This window comes from Maricaulis maris, from assembly GCF_036322705.1.
Lineage (GTDB): Bacteria > Pseudomonadota > Alphaproteobacteria > Caulobacterales > Maricaulaceae > Maricaulis > Maricaulis maris_B.
The window spans coordinates 1969805-1987758 of the sequence record NZ_AP027270.1; the positions used below are offsets into that span (position 1 = coordinate 1969805).

General features: G+C 64.1%; 19 protein-coding genes. 9 read left to right on the top strand and 10 right to left on the bottom strand.

Features of this window, described 5'->3' with window-relative positions:
• Positions 1–98: 98 nt before the first annotated feature.
• On the bottom strand, positions 99–656 hold the full coding sequence (locus AAA969_RS09295) for a phosphoribosyltransferase (protein WP_338245748.1): 558 nt from the start codon (positions 654–656) through the stop codon (positions 99–101).
• Between the two features lie 95 nt (positions 657–751).
• Here AAA969_RS09295 and AAA969_RS09300 point away from each other — a divergent pair, with 95 nt between their 5' ends.
• Complete coding sequence (locus AAA969_RS09300; RefSeq protein ID WP_338245749.1) at positions 752–1768, top strand: alpha/beta hydrolase; 1017 nt, start codon at positions 752–754, stop codon at positions 1766–1768.
• On the opposite strand, the gene AAA969_RS09305 is transcribed toward AAA969_RS09300, so the two are convergent.
• The 5 genes from AAA969_RS09305 to AAA969_RS09325 all read right to left on the bottom strand — a co-directional run bounded on the left by AAA969_RS09305 (position 1759) and on the right by AAA969_RS09325 (position 7068).
• Positions 1759–2418 carry a hypothetical protein gene (locus AAA969_RS09305; RefSeq protein ID WP_338245750.1) on the bottom strand — a complete coding sequence of 220 codons (660 nt, stop codon included), beginning with the start codon at positions 2416–2418 and terminating at the stop codon, positions 1759–1761. The genes AAA969_RS09300 and AAA969_RS09305 overlap by 10 nt on opposite strands.
• 116 nt (positions 2419–2534) lie before the next feature.
• Positions 2535–3017 (bottom strand): response regulator, encoded by a 483-nt coding sequence (locus AAA969_RS09310; RefSeq protein ID WP_338245751.1) that lies wholly within the window; start codon positions 3015–3017, stop codon positions 2535–2537.
• A 46-nt stretch (positions 3018–3063) separates the two neighbouring features.
• On the bottom strand, positions 3064–3987 hold the full coding sequence (locus AAA969_RS09315; protein ID WP_338245752.1) for a sensor histidine kinase: 924 nt from the start codon (positions 3985–3987) through the stop codon (positions 3064–3066).
• 27 nt (positions 3988–4014) lie between these two features.
• Positions 4015–6351: a sensor histidine kinase gene (locus tag AAA969_RS09320; protein WP_338245753.1), complete on the bottom strand. Its 2337-nt coding sequence runs from the start codon at positions 6349–6351 to the stop codon at positions 4015–4017.
• A 246-nt stretch (positions 6352–6597) separates the two neighbouring features.
• Positions 6598–7068: an NUDIX domain-containing protein gene (locus AAA969_RS09325; RefSeq protein WP_338245754.1), complete on the bottom strand. Its 471-nt coding sequence runs from the start codon at positions 7066–7068 to the stop codon at positions 6598–6600.
• Positions 7069–7254: 186 nt separating this feature from the next.
• On the opposite strand from AAA969_RS09325, the gene AAA969_RS09330 reads away from it, so the two are divergent.
• Entirely contained in the window at positions 7255–8244 is a 990-nt protein-coding gene (locus AAA969_RS09330; RefSeq protein WP_338245755.1) for a calcium/sodium antiporter, read from the top strand.
• Here the strand turns inward: AAA969_RS09330 and AAA969_RS09335 are convergent.
• Positions 8241–8954, bottom strand: coding sequence for a DUF4197 domain-containing protein (locus tag AAA969_RS09335; RefSeq protein WP_338245756.1), 714 nt, complete (start codon positions 8952–8954; stop codon positions 8241–8243). The two genes, AAA969_RS09330 and AAA969_RS09335, sit on opposite strands and share 4 nt — an antisense overlap.
• Positions 8955–9123: 169 nt before the next feature.
• Here AAA969_RS09335 and AAA969_RS09340 point away from each other — a divergent pair, with 169 nt between their 5' ends.
• A complete protein-coding gene (locus tag AAA969_RS09340; RefSeq protein ID WP_338245757.1) occupies positions 9124–10326 on the top strand; it encodes a DUF418 domain-containing protein in 1203 nt (400 codons plus the stop codon).
• 87 nt (positions 10327–10413) lie between these two features.
• On the opposite strand, the gene AAA969_RS09345 is transcribed toward AAA969_RS09340, so the two are convergent.
• From AAA969_RS09345 to AAA969_RS09355, 3 genes are all read right to left on the bottom strand, one after another.
• Complete coding sequence (locus tag AAA969_RS09345) at positions 10414–11115, bottom strand: pirin family protein (RefSeq protein WP_338245758.1); 702 nt, start codon at positions 11113–11115, stop codon at positions 10414–10416.
• A gap of 157 nt (positions 11116–11272) precedes the next feature.
• The gene (locus AAA969_RS09350) at positions 11273–11674 is read right to left on the bottom strand and encodes a dihydroneopterin aldolase (protein WP_338245759.1); all 402 of its coding nucleotides are present in this window, start codon (positions 11672–11674) and stop codon (positions 11273–11275) included.
• On the bottom strand, positions 11671–12438 hold the full coding sequence (locus AAA969_RS09355) for an SDR family oxidoreductase (protein ID WP_338245760.1): 768 nt from the start codon (positions 12436–12438) through the stop codon (positions 11671–11673). Before AAA969_RS09355 ends, AAA969_RS09350 begins: the two co-directional genes overlap by 4 nt.
• Here AAA969_RS09355 and uvrC point away from each other — a divergent pair.
• The 6 genes from uvrC to AAA969_RS09385 are packed head-to-tail and all read left to right on the top strand — an operon-like array spanning position 12437 to position 17922.
• Positions 12437–14356 carry an excinuclease ABC subunit UvrC gene (gene uvrC, locus AAA969_RS09360; protein ID WP_338245761.1) on the top strand — a complete coding sequence of 640 codons (1920 nt, stop codon included), beginning with the start codon at positions 12437–12439 and terminating at the stop codon, positions 14354–14356. The two genes, AAA969_RS09355 and uvrC, sit on opposite strands and share 2 nt — an antisense overlap.
• Before the next feature lie 13 nt (positions 14357–14369).
• Positions 14370–14921 (top strand): hypothetical protein, encoded by a 552-nt coding sequence (locus tag AAA969_RS09365; protein WP_338245762.1) that lies wholly within the window; start codon positions 14370–14372, stop codon positions 14919–14921.
• Between the two features lie 60 nt (positions 14922–14981).
• Positions 14982–15785, top strand: a complete 804-nt coding sequence (locus AAA969_RS09370; RefSeq protein ID WP_338245763.1) for a hypothetical protein — start codon at positions 14982–14984, stop codon at positions 15783–15785.
• On the top strand, positions 15778–16551 hold the full coding sequence (locus AAA969_RS09375; RefSeq protein WP_338245764.1) for an HAD-IIB family hydrolase: 774 nt from the start codon (positions 15778–15780) through the stop codon (positions 16549–16551). Before AAA969_RS09370 ends, AAA969_RS09375 begins: the two co-directional genes overlap by 8 nt.
• Positions 16548–17117: a CDP-diacylglycerol--glycerol-3-phosphate 3-phosphatidyltransferase gene (gene pgsA, locus AAA969_RS09380; protein ID WP_338245765.1), complete on the top strand. Its 570-nt coding sequence runs from the start codon at positions 16548–16550 to the stop codon at positions 17115–17117. The genes AAA969_RS09375 and pgsA overlap by 4 nt, the downstream gene beginning before the upstream one ends.
• 7 nt (positions 17118–17124) lie before the next feature.
• Positions 17125–17922 (top strand): hypothetical protein, encoded by a 798-nt coding sequence (locus AAA969_RS09385; protein ID WP_338245766.1) that lies wholly within the window; start codon positions 17125–17127, stop codon positions 17920–17922.
• Positions 17923–17954 lie beyond the last annotated feature (32 nt).

The following is a 17954-nucleotide window of genomic DNA, read 5'->3' on the forward strand; positions in this document are numbered from 1 at the left end:
CTGCCGGAAAATTGCAATGGGTGCGTCATGCCACCGGAAGCTGCCACGAATGAGCCGCACTGGCTAGCCGGGATCATGTCGCACCAGAACTCGCGGCGTCAGGGCGGCGTCAACAGGTCTGGCGACATCCCCTTCTGCGCCAGCTCGTCCGGCGTCAGGCCGCAGATCTCGTGCGGAAAGACCAGCCAATGATCGCTCTCATGGACGAAATAGTCCGGCGTGAGCTCAGTCCTGTTCCGCAAGGGCTTGTAGTAGACGGTCGCGATGCGCGCCTCGGCCGGGAAATTGCGACGGCACTTGGTACGCAGGACGTCCAGCAGGGCGGCAATCGAGCGACCGCTGTCATAGACATCGTCGACGATCAGAAGCCGGTCATCGGCATCCAGCGTGTCGACCAGATAGCCCTCACCATAGACCCGGACCACCGGGTCCTGGCGGGCGATTCCGGTATAGGAGGCGGTACGGATGGCGATATGGTCGGTCTCGAGACCACAGGCCGCAAGATATTCCTGCACGGCAATGCCGACCGGCGCGCCGCCGCGCCAGACACCGACAATGTGGGTCGGCCGGAAACCACTGTCCAGAATGGTCCGCGCGAGCCGGAAGCTGTCTTCCAGCAAGGCGTTGGCGGTGATGTAGTGTTTGACGCTGCTCATGGCGGCGAGACTTGCCCGCTTTGCGCCGCAGCTCAAGCATTTGCACCGGGGCCTGCGCAGCCTACTCTGCCTCGAGAACAGCAAGGGGCGCCCAGATGCATCGCGACCACAGCCTGCCGCAAGGGCAGATGCACACGATTTTTGTCGACAGCCAGGCGATCGCCAATAACCGGCTCGGAGAACCGCTGCGCCGCCGCGTCGATGTCTACGTCCCGGCGGGACATGACGGCGCAGGCCTGCCGCTGCTGGTCGATCTGGTCGGCTTCACCGGGTCGGGCCTGGGTCATGTCGCCTGGAAGAATTTCGGCGAGAATGTTCCCGAACGCGCTGACCGGCTGATTGCCACCGGGGTGATGAAGCCGGCGGTCATCGCCTTCCCCGACTGTTTCACCCGGCTCGGCGGCAACCAGTATGTCAATTCCGACGCGATGGGGAATTGGGATGATTTCCTGGTCGAGGAAATGCTGCCGGCGATCGAGACCCGCTTCGGCTGCGGCGGAACCGGCCATCGTGGCGTGTTCGGCAAGTCGTCCGGTGGCTACGGTGCAATCATGCATGCCATGATGCACCCCGACATCTGGGCTGGCGCAGTCTGCCATTCCGGCGATATGGGGTTCGAGCTCTCATTCGCCGCCGACTTCGCCCATACCCTGCGCCGCATCGCCAAGCATGGCGGGACGATACGGAGCTTCATGGAGGCCTTCGAGGCCGCCCCCAAAGTCTCCGGTGACGATCTCCACGCCCTGATGACGCTGGCCATGGGGGCGACCTATGATCCCGATCCGCGTGGTTATCTGGGCATGAGCCTGCCGGTCACCATGGATACCTGCGAGATCATCCCCGAGCGCTGGGCCGAGTGGATGAAATGGGATCCGCTGGAGTTCGTGAAACAGCATGGTGAAGGGCTGAAGGCCCTCAAGGTCCTGATGATCGATTGCGGCGATATCGACCAGTACAACCTGGTCTATGGCGCCCGCCGCATGACCCGCATCCTGACCGCGATGGGCGTCGCGCACCGCTATGAGGAATTCCCCGACACCCATTCCTCGATCGACTACCGGATGGATGTCTCGCTGCCGCTACTGGCCGAACGCCTGTCGCGTCAGGCCTGAGCCTTGACCTTGCCCTTCGGGGCGATGATCTCCGGCTTCCGGTCGCCACTGACGGCGCGCGTGAAAGCGGTCGCCACGATGGCGATCAGGACCCGGGCGAGGATGGTGAAGAAGAGCAGCACGATCTTGTCGTCAGAAACGGCAAAACGCACCCCGGCCCGCCAGCGTCCGCCGATCGGCAGATGGGCGAGCTGGTCCTCGACCCAGTCGGCGGCATCGAGCAGGCTGTGCAGCACACCTTCGGCCGCCAGCGAGATCACCGCGAGCATGATGATGGCCACGATGAAGGACAGGAAAAGCGTCGCCATCATCGACGAGACCTGGCTGATCAGTCCCGGCTCCTTGACCTTGTAGCGGTCGCCACGGGTCAGGGCGGTGAAAGTTCCGCCGATCAGGGCAAGAATGATGCGGGCGATGATGGTGAAGATGAGCAGGACGATCTTGTCGTCGCTGGCGAAGAGCCGGACGAAATTATTGTAGCGGTCTTCCATCGGGATGGAGGCGATCATGTCCTCCAGCAGGTCGGCGCCATCCTGCACCCAGCTCAGCCACTCCGCCGCATAGAACCACAGCATGACCAGCATGATGATGGCCATGATCATGGACAGGAAAAGCGTGGCTGAAATCTTCGACAGGCGCGCAAACAACATGACAATCCCCCCGGCCCTGCTCACTCAGATGCGGGTCTTCCCGCAGGCCGTGATGAGCATGCTAGCAAGATTTGCACCGCCCGTCGCGGGGGCTCGCCCGGCACGCGAAAACCGGATCAGATCTCGTCGACCGGCTCGCCGTCAGCGCGTTCGGTCTGAGGCACTTCGACGATCTGCACCCAGTATTCCCCAATCGAGTTGACCACCCGCATCAGCCGATCAAGCGAGATCGGCTTGACGATGTAGGACGAGGCACCAAACCCGTAGCTGGAGAGAATATCATCCTCATCCTTCGAGGTGGTCAGCACGATCACCGGAATGTGGCGCAACTCCGCATCGGCCTTGATCTCTTCAAGTGCCTCGCGGCCATCCTTGAGCGGCATGTTGAGGTCAAGCAGGATGATTCCCGGAAACGGCGATCCCTCAAGGTCCGCGTAAGCGCCACGCCGCTTGAGATAATCGACCAGCTGCTCGCCATTCTCGAGGAAATCGAGCGGATTGCGAAGACGCACTTCCTCACAGGCTTCCTTGAACAGAAGCCGGTCATCAGGATCGTCGTCGACCATCAGGATGGTGAAAAGCCGATTCTCGTCGCTCATATTGACAGCCTCTGCCCGGTTGGAACCTTGTCACGGTATCGTGTTGTTACAAACTCGCCTTTTGCTGCGGCAAGATCAAGGTGAAGACAGCGCCAATTCCTATTTCTCCACGCCCCAACAGTTGCCCGCCCTGCCTTTCGGCGATTTTCCGGGCCGTTGCGAGGCCGATCCCGGTCCCCGGATACGCCTCTCGTGTATGAAGCCGCTCGAATGGCGCAAAGATGCGCTCGGCCTTGTCCGGGTCGAAGCCGATGCCGTTGTCAGCGACGCGAATGACGACGGAGCCATCGGCCCCGATTTCACCGTCCACGGTCACGCGTAGCGGCCGCGTCTCATCGGCGTACTGGATCGCATTGGACAGCAAGATGCCGAACAGGGTGCGGAACTGATCCGGATCGGTCCGGACTTCAGGCAGGTCACCCAGCGTGACCTCACCGTCGCGGGCCACAAGCGCGTCCGCCAGATCAGCAAGCACGCGCTCGATCATGTCCCGCGACCGGACGCGCTCGCACCGGGTCTGCTCATCATTGACGCGCGCCTGGACAGTCAGCTCGTCCAGCATGCCCTGCATGCGCTCGGCAGCGTCAGACATGCGCTCGGCATAGCGGTCCAGCTGAGGGTCCGGGATCGGACCGAGCCGCTCACGCAGACGTTCGCCGAACGTGATGATCTTGCGCAGCGGCTCGCGCAGGTCATGCCGGGCCGCGACCGCAAACGGCTCCACATCCTCGAGGCGACGCTGCAGCCGATCTGCTCGAGCCTCGTGTCGTCCCGCCTCGCGAGACAAATCCCCGACCAGAGCGACCAGCCCGACAATGGCGAGAACGCCGAGTGCGGTCAGCACCCATTCGGCCGGCCCCGGCATCGGGGATGACAAGAAGGGCAGCAGAAGAACAAGAGCCAGCACACCGCAGGCTGCCCCGACCAGGATCGGGGCAAAGCGGGAGAGCGCCCGGGCGCGACCGCTCATGATATCGTTCTCTCGACTGACATCTGCCTACATCACAGTGCCCTGCCGAACGGGCAGGAGCAGGGTGAAGACCGCGCCCGCATCCGGCTCGCCCCAGGCCGTCAACTCACCGGCATGACGCTCGGCAATCTTGCGACAGGTCGCCAGACCGACACCGGTGCCGTCAAACTCGTCGCGGCCGTGCAGACGCTCGAACATGCCAAAAATCCGCTCGGCATGACGCGGCTCGAACCCGACCCCGTTGTCGGCGACAGCGATCCGCGCCACCGCCCCGTTTTCGCCGACCTCGACACTGCCTTCGATCGAAATCGAAGGCTGAACGCCGGGACGACGGAATTTGAGGGCGTTGGCGAGCAGGTTGAGGAAGAGCTGATGCATCTGGCCTGGATCGGCCTCGATGGCCGGCAATTCACTGACCCGGATCCGGGCGTCCTCGGCATTGATCCGCGGTTCCAGATCGGACAGCACATCGGCGACGACGGCGGACAGATCGACCGGCAGGAAATTCGTCGTCTTGGAATTGACCCGTGAATAGCTGAGCAGGTCATCAATCAGGCGCCGCATCCGGGTCGAGGCATCGACCATGCGCTCCAGATAGTGCCGCCCGGTGTCATCGAGCGCGTCATAGCACTTGTTGTTGAGCCGCTCTCCGAATGCCTGGATCTTGCGCAGAGGCTCCTGCAGGTCATGCGAGGCGGCGTAGGCAAATTCCTGGAGTTCCGAATTCGACCGCTTCAATTCCTGCGCATAGCGGCGCAGCGCCAGCTCATCGCGCTTGCGATTGGTCACGTCCCGGAAAGTGACCACCGCACCGATCGACTTGTCGACCGGGTCGATGGGAGACGAGGCCGACTCGATCGGGATGGGTTGGCCATTCTTGGTCCAGAAGACATCGCCATCCGGCGATTCCGCCGCCACACCGGCGCAGTGAATGGGGCATTCCTCGCGCGGAAAAATCGAGCCGTCGCGGCGGGAATGGTGAACCACGGAATGCATGGTCTTGCCGATCAGCTCGTCTTCCCGATACCCCAGCATGGCGCAGGCCCGCGGGTTGATGAAGGTCACCACCCCGTCCCCATCGATGCCGTAAATGCCCTCGGCCACCGTCATCAGGATCTGGGACAGACGCTGATTGGCCTCGAGTGTCGCATAGGCCCGGCGCCGGGTGATTGACCGGTGGGCACTGAACAACACGGCGAGCAGGATGAAGGAGAGTGCCATGGCGACGGCGAAGACACGCAGCACGGCCCGCGCCTGGTTGGCACCGGCCATCGCTTCGCCCAACTCGACCTCGGTGATCAGACCGATATCGCGCGCCGAGTCCCAATCCCAGGCGCCCATCACCAGCACGCCGCGCATGTCACGATAGCCCTGAAGATTGTTGCCCTGACCGTTGGCGATCACCCCGCGGGCGGCTTCGGTAAGCGGCCAATCGGCATAAGGGCGTGACGGGATGCCGCCCATGGTGACGTCGACGCCGGGGTCGCGGACTTCGACATGCAGGATGGAAGGATGGCCTTCAACCAGCAGGTCTGCCTCGACGAGCTCCTCGGCATAGCGGGTCTCGGTCAGGAGACGACCATCACGGTCGATGGCGAAGGTTTCACCTGACACCCCGGTTCGGCCGACGCGGAAGGTGGCGGTATATTCCGACAGCGGATCGGTGCGCAGGGCGAGATAGCCGATGACATCGCCATCCCGACGGATCGCGGCCACCGCATACATCAGGATTTCCTCGTCAACCGCGGTTGCCGCGGTCGTTCCGGCCGTAACGCCGACATCCACAAGGTCAACAATGTGCGGGCGGGTCAGGACCACACCCGCCGCCGCGAGCCGATCCATATTGACCAGATCGAGGACGAGCGATGGCTGGCCAAGGTCCTCGTCGCGCATGGAGGCCAGGGTCGTCCCGTTCGGGGCGATCAGGACGAATCCGCGATAACCGTACTCGGTCAGCCAGGGCCCGAGGGTGCCGCGCAGCCAGCTCTGGTCGACCGAACTGGCGAGAGAGGCTGGAACCGGCACCGAGGCCAGTCCTTCAACAGCCGTTTTCAGGCGGTCGTTCTCGGCCCAGACCCGGGCATCATTCTCGCGCGACTGGGCCCATAGTTCAAACCGTTGCCGGGTGTTGCGCAGAACCGTTTCCAGCGTCCGCAAATTGGTTTCACGGGCCGACGACATCAACCGGCCTTCGCCGGCCATGACCGCAAGTGCGACGATGAAAATGCAGGTGACAGCGACCAGACCGGGCAGGACCTGCCCCACCCAGCCATCGGTATCAGTCAAGCGCTGAAGGGCCGATTTCGGCTCATCATCGTCTGACGACGTTCGAAGATAGGTATCGCCGGTGGGCGTCGTGTTCATTCGAATCGGTCCGGATCCATCGCCTCAGTCGAAACCATCCTAGTGATTTTGCCGCAATTGTCCCCAGTTGAAGCCACATCCGGGGCAAAATCGCGTCCGACTTCGTCAGCTCGGGTTCAGACCGGCGCACCTAATGTCGTCAGCGTGCGCCCCGCGGTGTACCGGACAGGTCGGCCCGTTATCCCTCGCTTCGGCTCGGCCTCGTCCGGTACACCGCACCTTTTTCGGTTCGGCCCTTCGCGGGAGCTACCAGGTATCGGTCACCGGGGAGCGCCCGAGAAATTCGGAAATCCGGGCCCGCGTCGCCGGCGTCGTTGCCTCGGGCAAATCCGTCGGATCAAACCAGTCCACCGCGTCGATTTCGCCGGCCGCATCAGGCACACACGGGCTCCAGTCCCGCACCACACACACCACAACATGATCGCCGCGAAACCGGCGATGGTTGGCGTAGACACCCAGAACCGGTGCCTCACCCTCGACCACCACCCCGGCCTCGTCGCGCAATTCATGCACCAGCGCGTCGCGAACGCTCTCGCCCTTTTCGACGCCGCCGCCGGGCAGGTGCCAACCACCGACATAGGTATGCCGGACCAGCACGACATGGCCATCGGAGCGCAGCACGAGCCCGCGGACACCAAGCGTGGTGCCGCGCGACAGGCGCCAGAAGGCCTGCATGAGCGGGCGCACAAGCGGCTCGAAACGCTGACGCCAATTCATGCCGCATCCTCCGCTAGCCAGTGCGGTTCCGGCGCGCTATGTACGGGCACAACAGTCGCCGTTTTGGGAAAATTTTTCATGTACGCTCTGATTGCTATCGGCCTCGTCGCCGGCCTGTTTGGTCTTCTCAATCTCATCGAATATCGCCGCCTCGACTAGTCAGCGAACCGAAGGGTCCGCCTCGAGATGGAATCGCCCGTCTATATCGCCCTGATTCTGGTCGGCATCATCATCCTGCTGTTTGGCGGGGACTTGCTGGTGCGTGGCGGAGCGGCGCTTGCTCGGATGTGGCGCCTGCCGCCGCTTCTGGTCGGCTTGACCATTATCGCCTTTGGCACATCGGCACCGGAACTGGTCGTGTCCGTCCAGTCGGCCCTGTCGGGCGCTCCGGGGCTGGCGCTAGGCAATATTGTTGGCTCCAATATCGCCAACTTCCTGCTCATTCTCGGATTGCCGGCGATTTTCGGGGCCATTGCCACGACAACACCGGGCGTCCGACGCAACGCCTTCTTCGCGCTGGGCGCCGCGATCATCCTGATTGCCGTCAGCTGGGACCGCAGCATCTCTGCCATCGAGAGCTATGTCCTGTTCGGACTGATAATCTGTTACGTCGCCCTGCTCGCTGTGCTGGCGCGGGGCAAGACGGTCGATCCCTCGATCGCCGAGCTGACCGACCTGGAGCACATGGACGGTCTGCCGAAATCCCTGCCGACCATCCTCGGCTCCCTGCTGATCGGTCTCGTCGGCTTGCCGATCGGTGCCCAGATGATCGTGACCGGCGGCACTGCGGCGGCGGCCGACCTCGGGGTTGATGAGGCCATTATCGGTCTCACCGCGGTCGCGTTCGGAACGTCCCTGCCAGAGCTGGCGACCGTGGTCATGGCCTCGGTCCGCCGTCAGGCCGACCTCGCCATTGGCAATGTGCTCGGCTCCAACATCTTCAACGTCTTCGCCGTCGGTGGCGCGACCGGGATTGCCGCGTCTGCGGCCGGCCTCGAGCTGCCCGTGCCGGAAGGCTTCTTCGGTCTCGACCTGTGGGTGATGCTGGGAGCCAGCGTGGTGATCGCTGCGATCATCTTCGCCAAGCAACCGATCAGCCGCCTCATCGGGGCCGGCCTCTTCCTCGGCTATCTCGGCTACATCTTCGTGCTGACCCGCTCCGTGGTGGGCGGCTAGCCGAAGACCCGGCGCAGAATGTCCGAGGTCCGGTTGACCGGATCCCGGCGGATCGCCCGCTCTTCTTCCCCGACATAGTGAAATACGCCGGACATGGCCCGGCGCGAAGCGTCGTCCGTGACCTGGTCACGCAGCGACTGTCCACCCGACTGGCTGCGCATGAAGCGCCCCAGCATGCCGCCCGACCGGCCGAGGCGGGCCTCGATCGGTTGCAGCGTGCGATAGGCGCCTGATGCCTCCAGCGTGCTGGCCATGCGCGGCCGGATCAAGCCGTAGAGCGAATCAGACGTCCGGCGCTCCAGATAGTCGGTCGCCGAACGGTCGCCGCCGCGGACAATCCCGACGGCATCGTCGAGCGTGATCGACTGGACCGCGTCGACAAAGATCGTCTGCACAGCCGGCATGGCAGCCTCGGCCGAGCGGTTGATCTGGCGCTCGAGATCATCAAGCTGCTGCGACAAGCCGACCCGGCGCAACATGCTCTGCACATCGCGAACCCGGGACGGCAAGGGAATGCGGACCCGCGGGTCGCCGAAAAAACCGTCAGTCCGACCCAGCCGCGTGGTCGCCAGCCGAGCCGCCTGGCCCAGCGCGGCACGGATTCCGTCACGCGCCTGACCTTCGCTGAGCCCCCATTGGGCCGCCTGCGCCGGTGATGGCAGGAAGAGGCCGAGGGCGCCAAGCCCCAGAATGACAGATCGACGATGCATGGCAGTCTCCAGAATGATCGGGCGAGTGTGGCACAGGCCGGCCGCGTCGAACACGCCCCATGCGCTGCCCGATGACTGCAGCAGGGGACGCGCCTTGCCACTGTCCCGGCGACAAGCCGACCGGACATCGCTAGATTGCCCGCCATATCGTAAGGGGGGATCCTTTTTCATGTCTGCACCGAGAACCGACCGGCTGGTCTCGATCGACGCTTTGCGCGGCATCGCCGTGCTGGGCATCCTGATGATGAATATCCAGGGCTTCGCGATGTCGCCCATGGCTTATGACAACCCGACCATGCAGATGGACCTGACCGGTGCCAATCTGGATGTCTGGGCCTTCGCCCACACCTTCTTTGCCCTGAAATTCATCACGATTTTCTCGACGCTCTTCGGCGCCGGGATCATCCTGATGGCTGGCCAGGGCGATGATGTCGGCAAGCATTATCCGCGCATGCTCTGGCTGCTCGCGATCGGTGCCGTCCATGCCTATTTTCTGTGGTGGGGTGATATCCTCGTCACCTACGCGCTGGTCGGCATGCTGGCCGTCAAGGCGCGCCGCATGTCGGTGACCAAGCTGATCATCTGGGGCCTGGTCCTGATCGCGGTCAGCGGCCTGCTGATGGTGGGCGGTGGCTATCTCGGTACGCTGTTCGCAACACCCGAAGCCGCGGCCCAGGAAGCCGAGATGATGACCGGCTGGATCGACGGCATGACCGCCGCCTACCAAGCCGGCTATGTCGACCGCCTGCCTTGGAATATGGGCTTTGCCCTGATCGGCCAGATTGCCGGCCTGATCGGCTTCGGACCGCGCACGCTGGGCCTGATGTTCATTGGCATGGCGCTGTTCAAGAGCGGCTTCCTGTCGGCGAGCTGGAGCCTCGGCCGCTACGCGGTACTGGCCGCCGTCAGCCTGGCCGTCGGCTACTATCTCTCGCACGCCTCGACCACGAGCATGATCGCCGGCGAGTTCGGGCCGCAGGGCATGGCCGATGGCAATGCCTACGCCTATGTCGGCAGCCTGATCCTCGCCTTCGGCTATGCCTCGACGGTGATGCTGGTGGCCAAGATCGGCGTTTTCAGCCTGATCGTGAAACTGTTCGCGGCGACCGGGCGGATGGCCTTCACCAACTATCTGACCCAAAGCCTGATCATGACCTTCATCTTTGTCGGCACCCCCGGGCTCGGCCTGTTCGGCACGGTCGAGCGGGTCGATCAGCTCAAGCTGGTGCTGATCGTCTGGGCCGTCCAGCTGATCTGGTCGCCGATCTGGCTCGCCCTGTTCCGCTTCGGCCCGCTGGAATGGGTTTGGCGCTCGCTGACCTATGGCAAGGCTCAGCCGCTGCTGAAGGGCAAGGCGCCGGAAGCTGCCTGAGCCGGACGCCCGACGCGCTCCGGACACAAACGAAACCACGCCCGGCCTGGCAGGCCGGGCGTGGTCATGGCTGCCAGAGGCGATCGCTTATCGCCCCAGGTCGAAGAGCAGGATTTCAGCAGCCTTGCCGCCATTGATCCGGATGGTATCGGTATCGACAATCGCCGCACCATCACCCGCCTCGAGATCCTCGCCATTGACCCTGACAGCCCCGCGCGCGACCTGGATCCAGGCCGCCCGACCCGGTCGCAGGGTGAACTCGGCGCTCTCCTCGCCATCGAACAGGCCGGCATAAAGATCGACATCCTGATGGATGGTCAGCGATCCGTCGCGGGCATCGCGTGAGCCGACCAGGCGTAACTGACCGCGCTTGCTCCCCTCGTCGAACGCCTTTTGTTCGTAACTCGGCTTGATGCCGTTGGCCTCGGGCAGGATCCAGATCTGCAGGAAGTGCACCGGATCGGTCTTGGAGTGATTGAACTCCGAATGGCGGATACCCGTACAGGCGCTCATGCGCTGCACGTCGCCCGGCTTGATGACAGAGCCGGTGCCGATCGAGTCGCGATGCTCGAGCGCCCCCTCCAGCACGTAGGAAATGATCTCCATATCGGCATGGCCATGGGTCGGGAAGCCCGCTCCGGCGATCACCTTGTCCTCATTGATCACCCGCAGCGGACCGAAGCCCATATGGGACGGGTCGTAATACTGCCCGAAGGAAAAGCTGTGTCGGGAATCGAGCCAGTCGATCTTGCTCGGCCCACGATCCTGCGAACGCCTGATGGTCAGCATGTCTGCCTCCTTGTCTCGTTTGTTGAGGCAGATATGCGGCTTTGACCGGAGCGGGTGTAGAGCTCAGACAGGCAAGTTGATTGTTCTCAAATGGAAACAAATGGAGGGCTGAGACTGCATTTAGTCCGCCACAGGATCAATGCGGGGCGCTGCGTTGCTAAGCCTTGCGGCGGAACCGGGTCAGACCGACCGCGTCGGCATCCGCATAGGCGTCCACCTTGCGCGTGGTGACCTGGGCAGCAGCAACGGCGTCGGGTTCCAGTGCCAGCTGGAGAATGACACCGCACAGGGTTTCCTGGAGGTCGAACTGGCGCGTCTCGAGCGCCTTGATACCGTGCAGGATATAGTCGTAATCGACCACGCTCGCGATGTCGTCAGCGCCGGACCAGTCCTTGGACACCAGGGTCACGACGTCGACCAGAACGCGCTGTTTCACGCCGCGCTCATAGTCGTGGATACCGATCTCGACATCCAGCTTCACGCCTTCCAGACGGTAGACGAAGACATCCTCGCCGGTCGCATTGGCCAGTGCATTCTCGATCACCTGATCCAGTCTCATGGGGCGTCTTCCTCCGGCACGCCGGTGGCATACATGACGTCGCGATTGCGGGCGTCGAGATGCTGGCCACCATCAATGGTGACGGTCTCGCCCGTCATGGACGGCGTCGCAAGGATGAAGCGCACCGCGCGGATGATGTCCTCGGGCGTGGAACCGCCGCGCATCGGGTTCATGGCGTGGGCCCGGGCAAACTCGGCCTCGCTCTGACCGCCCGACGGAAGGGTGATCCCCGGCGCGATCGCATTGACCCGAACCGCGGGCGCGAACGCCATGGCCATGGTCGTGGTCGCGCCCAGCAAGGCGTATTTGGACAGGGTGTAGGCAAAGAAGTCGGGGTTGAGATTGAAGAGCTTCTGATCGAGCATGTTGATCACGCAGCCGGAGGCGCGCGCCGTGTGACCCGCGGCCATGGCCTTGGCCAGAAGCACCGGTGCCGCTGTATTGACCCGCCAGTGGTCTTCCAGTGATTGCGGCGTGACATCGGCCGGCGTGTCCATCTCGAAGATCGAGGCCGAGTTGATCAGGACATCGACCCGCCCCACATCCGCCAGGAAGGCTTCGATCTCGCCGGTGTCGGCGAGGTTGAAACCGACCGCCGTGGCGGAGCCGCCGGCAGCACGAATGGCTGCAGCAACATCCTGTGCCTCGGCGGCCGAACCATTGTAGTGAACGATGACATGCCAGCCATCCTCACCGAGGGCGCTGGCGATTTTGGCACCCAGGCGCTTGCCGCCGCCGGTTACGAGCGCAATCCTGTCTGACATGACGTCTTCAACTCCCCAGTCCGGCTCAAATCCGCAATCCGATGAGATAGATGACGCGTTGGAGGCGTCAGGGCAATCACTCGGCGGTGCAAAGCTGATTGCCGACTATGTCCGCAACCTGCCGCCCAAGCCGGGCGTTTATCGCATGTTCGGCGAAGATGGTGCGGTGCTCTATGTCGGCAAGGCCCGCAACCTGAAGAATCGCGTCTCGAACTACGCCAATGGTCGCGGGCACTCCAACCGCATCGCGCTGATGATCGCGCTGACCCGCAAGATGGAGTTCGTGGTCACGCAGACCGAGACCGAAGCCCTCCTGCTTGAAGCCAATCTCATCAAGTCGCTGAAGCCGCGTTTCAACATCCTGCTGCGCGACGACAAGAGCTTCCCCTATATCCTGATCCGCAAGGACCACGCCGCCCCGCAGCTGACCAAGCATCGCGGCGCCCGCAAGGCGAAGGGCGATTATTTCGGTCCCTTCGCGTCGGTGGGTGCGGTCAACCAGACGCTCAACACGCTGCAGAAGGCCTTTCTGATCCGGACCTGCAGCGACAGCGTCTATGAGGGCCGCTCGCGCGCCTGCATGCTGCACCAGATCAAGCGCTGTGCCGGCCCCTGCGTCGACCTGATCGAACCCGCCGCCTATGACGAGCTGGTCAAGGAGGCGACGGATTTCCTGCGGGGCCGCTCAAATGCGCTGCGCCAGGACTTGCAGGACCGGATGGCCGAGGCCTCCGAAGCGATGGACTTCGAAACCGCCGCCAAGCTGCGCGACCGCATTCGCGCGATCGCGGCGGTCACCACTGACCAGGGCATCAATCCGGACGGGGTCGAGGAGGCCGATGTGGTCGCCGTACACCAGGATGGCGGCAAGTCCTGCGTCCAGATCTTCTTCTTCCGGGCCGGTCAGAACTGGGGCAACCAGTCTTTCTTTCCGCGTCATGACAGCGAGGCCGAACCGGCCGAGGTGCTCGCCGCCTTCGTCGCACAATTCTATGACGACAAACCGGCCCCGGCGCTGATCCTGCTCTCGCACGAGATCGAGGACGCCGAGCTGCTGGGCGAGGCCCTCAGCCTGCGAGCCGACCGCAAGGTCGTGCTGCACACGCCCCGGCGCGGGGAAAAGCGCAAGCTGGTCGACCGGACGCTGACCAATGCCCGTGAAAGCCTCGCCCGACGACTTTCGGAAAGCGCGACACAGACCCAGCTTCTCAAGGGGGTGCAGCGTGTTTTCGACCTGCCCGACCTGCCCCAGCGGATCGAGGTTTATGACAACTCGCATATCCAGGGCACCAATGCGCTCGGCGCGATGATCGTGGCGGGACCGGACGGGTTCGAGAAAAACCACTACCGCCGCTTCAACATGAAGGGCGATGACGCTGCCACCAATGATGACTTCGCGATGATGAAGGCGATGCTCAAGCGTCGCTTCTCACGCCTCCTGAAAGAGCGCGATGACGGTGCGCCGGTGCCCGATCTTGTCCTGATCGACGGCGGCAAGGGTCAATTGTCCTCGGTGATGGAGATCGCCGAGGAACTGGGCATTACGGCGGATACCGGTATCACCATCGCCGCCATCGCCAAGGGCCCTGAACGCGATGCCGGTCGCGAGGCCTTCTACCTGCCCGGCAAACCGCCCTTCAAACTGCCGATGAAGGACCCGGTTCTCTATTACCTGCAACGCCTGCGTGACGAAGCCCACCGCTTCGCCATCGGCGGCCACCGGGCCAAGCGCAAGAAACAGATGACCGACAATCCGCTCGACGGGATTGACGGGATCGGCCCGTCCCGGAAGAAGGCCCTGCTAGCCTATTTCGGCTCCGCCAAGGCGGTCCGCAACGCCGCCCTCGCCGACCTTGAGTCGGTGGACGGCATCTCCAAGGCCATGGCCAAGAAGATCCATGACTGGTTCCAGAAATGATGGAGTTCCCGCGATGACATTTGCCGCCGCCCTGCTTCGACTGGCGCTTTGCCTGCTGGGTCCGCTGGCGATCTGGTTTTCCTGGCGCTGGACCGGCTCGGTCTACGGACCGCCGCTGTTTGATGGCTTCATCGCGACATCGCGCGCCATGGCCGCCTTCGGCGCTGGCGCCTTTGTCATGGCCTCCCTGGTTGCGCTTACCGGGATGACCGCAGACAGCCTGACCGCCCGTCTGGCCCGCGCGGCCCATGCAAGCGCCTTCCTCGTCCTCTACTTGATGATGATCGGCCCGGTCGCCCATCTGATTGCGCCCATTCTCGCCGTCCTGGTCACAGACATTCATGACCTTGTGCGCCCCTCGCCTCGTGACGGACTGTCAGCCCGGGCGCGGCCCATGCCGACGATCGGGCAGGCGTTGACGCTGACCGCCGCCGGCCTGCCGCTGCTGGCCGCACCGCTGGGCTGGACCGGCAACGATCTCGCGCTCACGGTCTGGGTCATGGTTCTTTGGCTTGCGGCCGCCTTCAAGCTTCATCGCTTCCTGCCTCGCCCCAAGGCCGATTGAACCTTCCCGCCGCGCGTCGGACTGATATGATCAAGACCGGACAACGGGGCAGGACGCGACATGGTCAAGAACATCTTCTATCTGGCGATCACCCTTGGGGCCGCGGCCCTGTGGGTCTGGACCGCGGGACTTCTGGCCCCGGAATCCGTATGCGCTGGAGGCGCCCGCGGCCTCGACTGCGCCGTCCTGGAGATCAGCGCCATGCCCAAGCTGGCGACCATGATCGGTATCTATGTGCTCGCCGCGGTGTTCTTTGCCTTCACCGCCGTGCGTCAGAACCGGCCGATGGGGACCGGTAAGTCGGGTCGGATCCGGCGCTATCGCTACGCCGAGGAATACCTTGTCGAAAAGGGCAAGCTCTCGCATGAGGCGCTGATCGAGTATCACCGCGAATACAAGTGGGAAGCTTACTCCGGTATCGCCCTGTCCGCCGCCATCGTCGTTGCTGCCCTCGTCATCCAGGGCGATGCAACCGGTGACGCCCCCTTCGCCGACGCGACACTGGCCCTCTGGAATGCCGGCATCCTGGCCATCGCCGGGGCCATGATGGCCGCTGCGGAGATCGTTCACACCAATACGCTGTCTCCCCTGGTACCGATCAAGACCCGCCTCAAAACTGTCGGGCGCTCGATCGTGATCGCCGGGATCGGCGTCACGCTGGCCGTGTCGTCGGTCTTCGCCTTCATCTCGATGGCAGCGCCCTTCGTGGCCATTCTCGGCAATCTGATCTTCTTCTTCCTCGGGCTCTGGCTGCAATCGGCGCGCGCCATTCCGCGCGATGAAATGCTAGAGCAATTCCAACTGAGTGAGGATGAATGGGATGAGCTCGTCAGACGGGTCAATACCGGCGGCAAGGGTGGATAATACCGCACTGTCCGGCGTCCGCGCCTTCCTGTTCGACCTCGACGGGACGGTCACCCGCGACGGCCGCGTTCCGGCCAGCAGCCTGGCGGCGATGGAGCGTCTGCAGGCCGCAGGTCTGCTCACTCTTGCGGTCACCGGCCGACCGGCCGGCTGGTGCGACCTGATCGCGCGCTGGTGGCCCGTCGACGCGGTCATTGGCGAGAATGGCGCCTTCTGTTTTGCCCGCCGGGATGACAACCGGATCGACCGCGACTGGTTCTTCGAGACAACGCCGACCGAGCGCGCCACCCTCGTCGCGATTGCCGAGGATACGCTGCGACTGGCCCCGGGCCTTGCCGCGTCTGCGGACAATGCCTGGCGTGTCTGCGATATCGCGGTCGACTTCACGGAGGACGTTACCGGTCCGACGCTTGATGATGCCGAGCGCGTACGGCGCCATTTCGAAGCGGCCGGCGCCTGCGCCAAGACCAGCTCGATCCACGTCAATGCCTGGTTCGGTGAGCACGACAAGAAGACGACCGCCTGCACCGTCCTGGCCGACCGCTTCGGGATCACCGCCGAGCGCCAGGCGGCAGAGGTCGCCTATATCGGTGACGCGCCCAATGATGAGCCGATGTTTGCCGCGTTCCCGCTCAGCTTCGGGGTCGCCGGCGTGCGCCGCTTCCTGCACCATATGAGGGCCCATCCAGCCGATATCGCGACCGGTGACGGCGCCGATGGCTTTGTCGAGATCGCGCAGCGGCTATTGGAGGCGCGGGCCGCATGACCACGCGACTGACCCTGCCCAACATCCTCACCGGCTCGCGCATCGCGCTGGTGCCGGCCCTGTTCTGGGCGCTTTCCCTCGGCGGGACGCAAGGCTTTCTGGTCGCGCTCCTGATCGCCATCCTCGCCGAGCTGACCGATCTGCTGGATGGCGCCATCGCGCGTCGCTTCAACCAGCAGTCGGAGTTCGGTGCCCAGTTCGACCCGCTCGCCGACAGCCTGTACCGGATTGGCGCCTTCACGGCGCTGGCCGCCTTCGACCTGATTCCGGTCTGGACGATCATCGTCTTTGCCTGGCGCGATGTGCTGGTCAGCTATGCCCGCCTGATGATGCAGGCAAAAGGGCGTGCGGTCGGCGCGAGGCTGTCGGGCAAGCTGAAGGCCATTGTCCAGGGCGTCGCCATCATCGCCCTGCTCGCCATGCCGCTTGTTCCTGCAGATATTTTCGATCCGGCAATGGCGTCCCGCGCCGCGCAGGGTGCATTCTGGGTAGCGCTCGCCGTGACCGCCTGGTCAGGCATTGACTACCTCCTGGCTGGCGCGCGTCCGGCCAGTGGCAAGGCGTAGCCGCGACATGTCATTGCCGCCGCATGCGCTTCAAATCCTTCAGCACCGCTCGCTCAACAGCCCGCGCGCCTTCGAACGTGGCCTGAAACTGGCCGAGCGCCTGCCCGAGGCCCGTCACGCCCATGAGGCCGATATCTGCTGGATCGCGGACGGCGATGGCCCACCCCTTCTCTACACCCATCATCCCGACCTGATGTTTGACCGGCTTGGGCGCCGGGCCGTGGCAAAGGCCTGTGCGACGGGCAGGATGTGGCGGCTCGAGGACGCGCTGACCGCAGCCCGCGGGCATGCCGTCATCCTGGAGCTCAAGGTCGGCAAGGGCGACCGCCGCGCCGCGCTGGCCGAGCTGGTCCGCCTGGCGCAGGAGCATGACGCGCCGGTCCTGATTGACGCCTTCTCGCTCGATCTGTTGCGTCTGACACGGGCGCTCGCCCCGGCGGCCCGGCTCAGCCTGCACACGGGACTGTACCGCCCCGACACGACGATGATCACCGCCGCCGGCTGGCCGCTGATCCAGTCGGTGCCGAGCACGACGCTTCCGATCGATGTCATCTCGCTGCGCCTTTATGGCGGCTGGCACCGCATGGTGCCGCAGATCGCGGCCGCTCTGGACGCTGGCCTGACACCGCACATGTCGCGCCTGCTGACCCCGGACGAGCTGGTACTCGGTGCCCGGGCCCCGCTGGCCGCAATCTATGCCGATCCGGAGCCTTACGAGGCCGGTCTGGACGCGCTGCGCGCGGCCTGTTCAGAGCGATTGGAGCCGGGTTGGGCGCCGGTGGCCGCCTCCGACAAAGCACCTTGAGCCGCCCCGCGCCTCACGTCATGATCAGAGCT

Excerpts from the sequence above, each read along its gene's own strand:
- AAA969_RS09295 (WP_338245748.1), bottom strand. The coding sequence starts at position 656 with ATGAGCAGCGTCAAACACTACATCACCGCCAACGCCTTGCTGGAAGAC.
- AAA969_RS09300 (WP_338245749.1), top strand. The coding sequence starts at position 752 with ATGCATCGCGACCACAGCCTGCCGCAAGGGCAGATGCACACGATTTTT.
- AAA969_RS09305 (WP_338245750.1), bottom strand. The coding sequence starts at position 2,418 with ATGTTGTTTGCGCGCCTGTCGAAGATTTCAGCCACGCTTTTCCTGTCC.
- AAA969_RS09310 (WP_338245751.1), bottom strand. The coding sequence starts at position 3,017 with ATGAGCGACGAGAATCGGCTTTTCACCATCCTGATGGTCGACGACGAT.
- AAA969_RS09315 (WP_338245752.1), bottom strand. The coding sequence starts at position 3,987 with ATGAGCGGTCGCGCCCGGGCGCTCTCCCGCTTTGCCCCGATCCTGGTC.
- AAA969_RS09320 (WP_338245753.1), bottom strand. The coding sequence starts at position 6,351 with ATGAACACGACGCCCACCGGCGATACCTATCTTCGAACGTCGTCAGAC.
- AAA969_RS09325 (WP_338245754.1), bottom strand. The coding sequence starts at position 7,068 with ATGAATTGGCGTCAGCGTTTCGAGCCGCTTGTGCGCCCGCTCATGCAG.
- AAA969_RS09330 (WP_338245755.1), top strand. The coding sequence starts at position 7,255 with ATGGAATCGCCCGTCTATATCGCCCTGATTCTGGTCGGCATCATCATC.
- AAA969_RS09335 (WP_338245756.1), bottom strand. The coding sequence starts at position 8,954 with ATGCATCGTCGATCTGTCATTCTGGGGCTTGGCGCCCTCGGCCTCTTC.
- AAA969_RS09340 (WP_338245757.1), top strand. The coding sequence starts at position 9,124 with ATGTCTGCACCGAGAACCGACCGGCTGGTCTCGATCGACGCTTTGCGC.
- AAA969_RS09345 (WP_338245758.1), bottom strand. The coding sequence starts at position 11,115 with ATGCTGACCATCAGGCGTTCGCAGGATCGTGGGCCGAGCAAGATCGAC.
- AAA969_RS09350 (WP_338245759.1), bottom strand. The coding sequence starts at position 11,674 with ATGAGACTGGATCAGGTGATCGAGAATGCACTGGCCAATGCGACCGGC.
- uvrC (WP_338245761.1), top strand. The coding sequence starts at position 12,437 with ATGACGTCTTCAACTCCCCAGTCCGGCTCAAATCCGCAATCCGATGAG.
- AAA969_RS09355 (WP_338245760.1), bottom strand. The coding sequence starts at position 12,438 with ATGTCAGACAGGATTGCGCTCGTAACCGGCGGCGGCAAGCGCCTGGGT.
- AAA969_RS09365 (WP_338245762.1), top strand. The coding sequence starts at position 14,370 with ATGACATTTGCCGCCGCCCTGCTTCGACTGGCGCTTTGCCTGCTGGGT.
- AAA969_RS09370 (WP_338245763.1), top strand. The coding sequence starts at position 14,982 with ATGGTCAAGAACATCTTCTATCTGGCGATCACCCTTGGGGCCGCGGCC.
- pgsA (WP_338245765.1), top strand. The coding sequence starts at position 16,548 with ATGACCACGCGACTGACCCTGCCCAACATCCTCACCGGCTCGCGCATC.
- AAA969_RS09385 (WP_338245766.1), top strand. The coding sequence starts at position 17,125 with ATGTCATTGCCGCCGCATGCGCTTCAAATCCTTCAGCACCGCTCGCTC.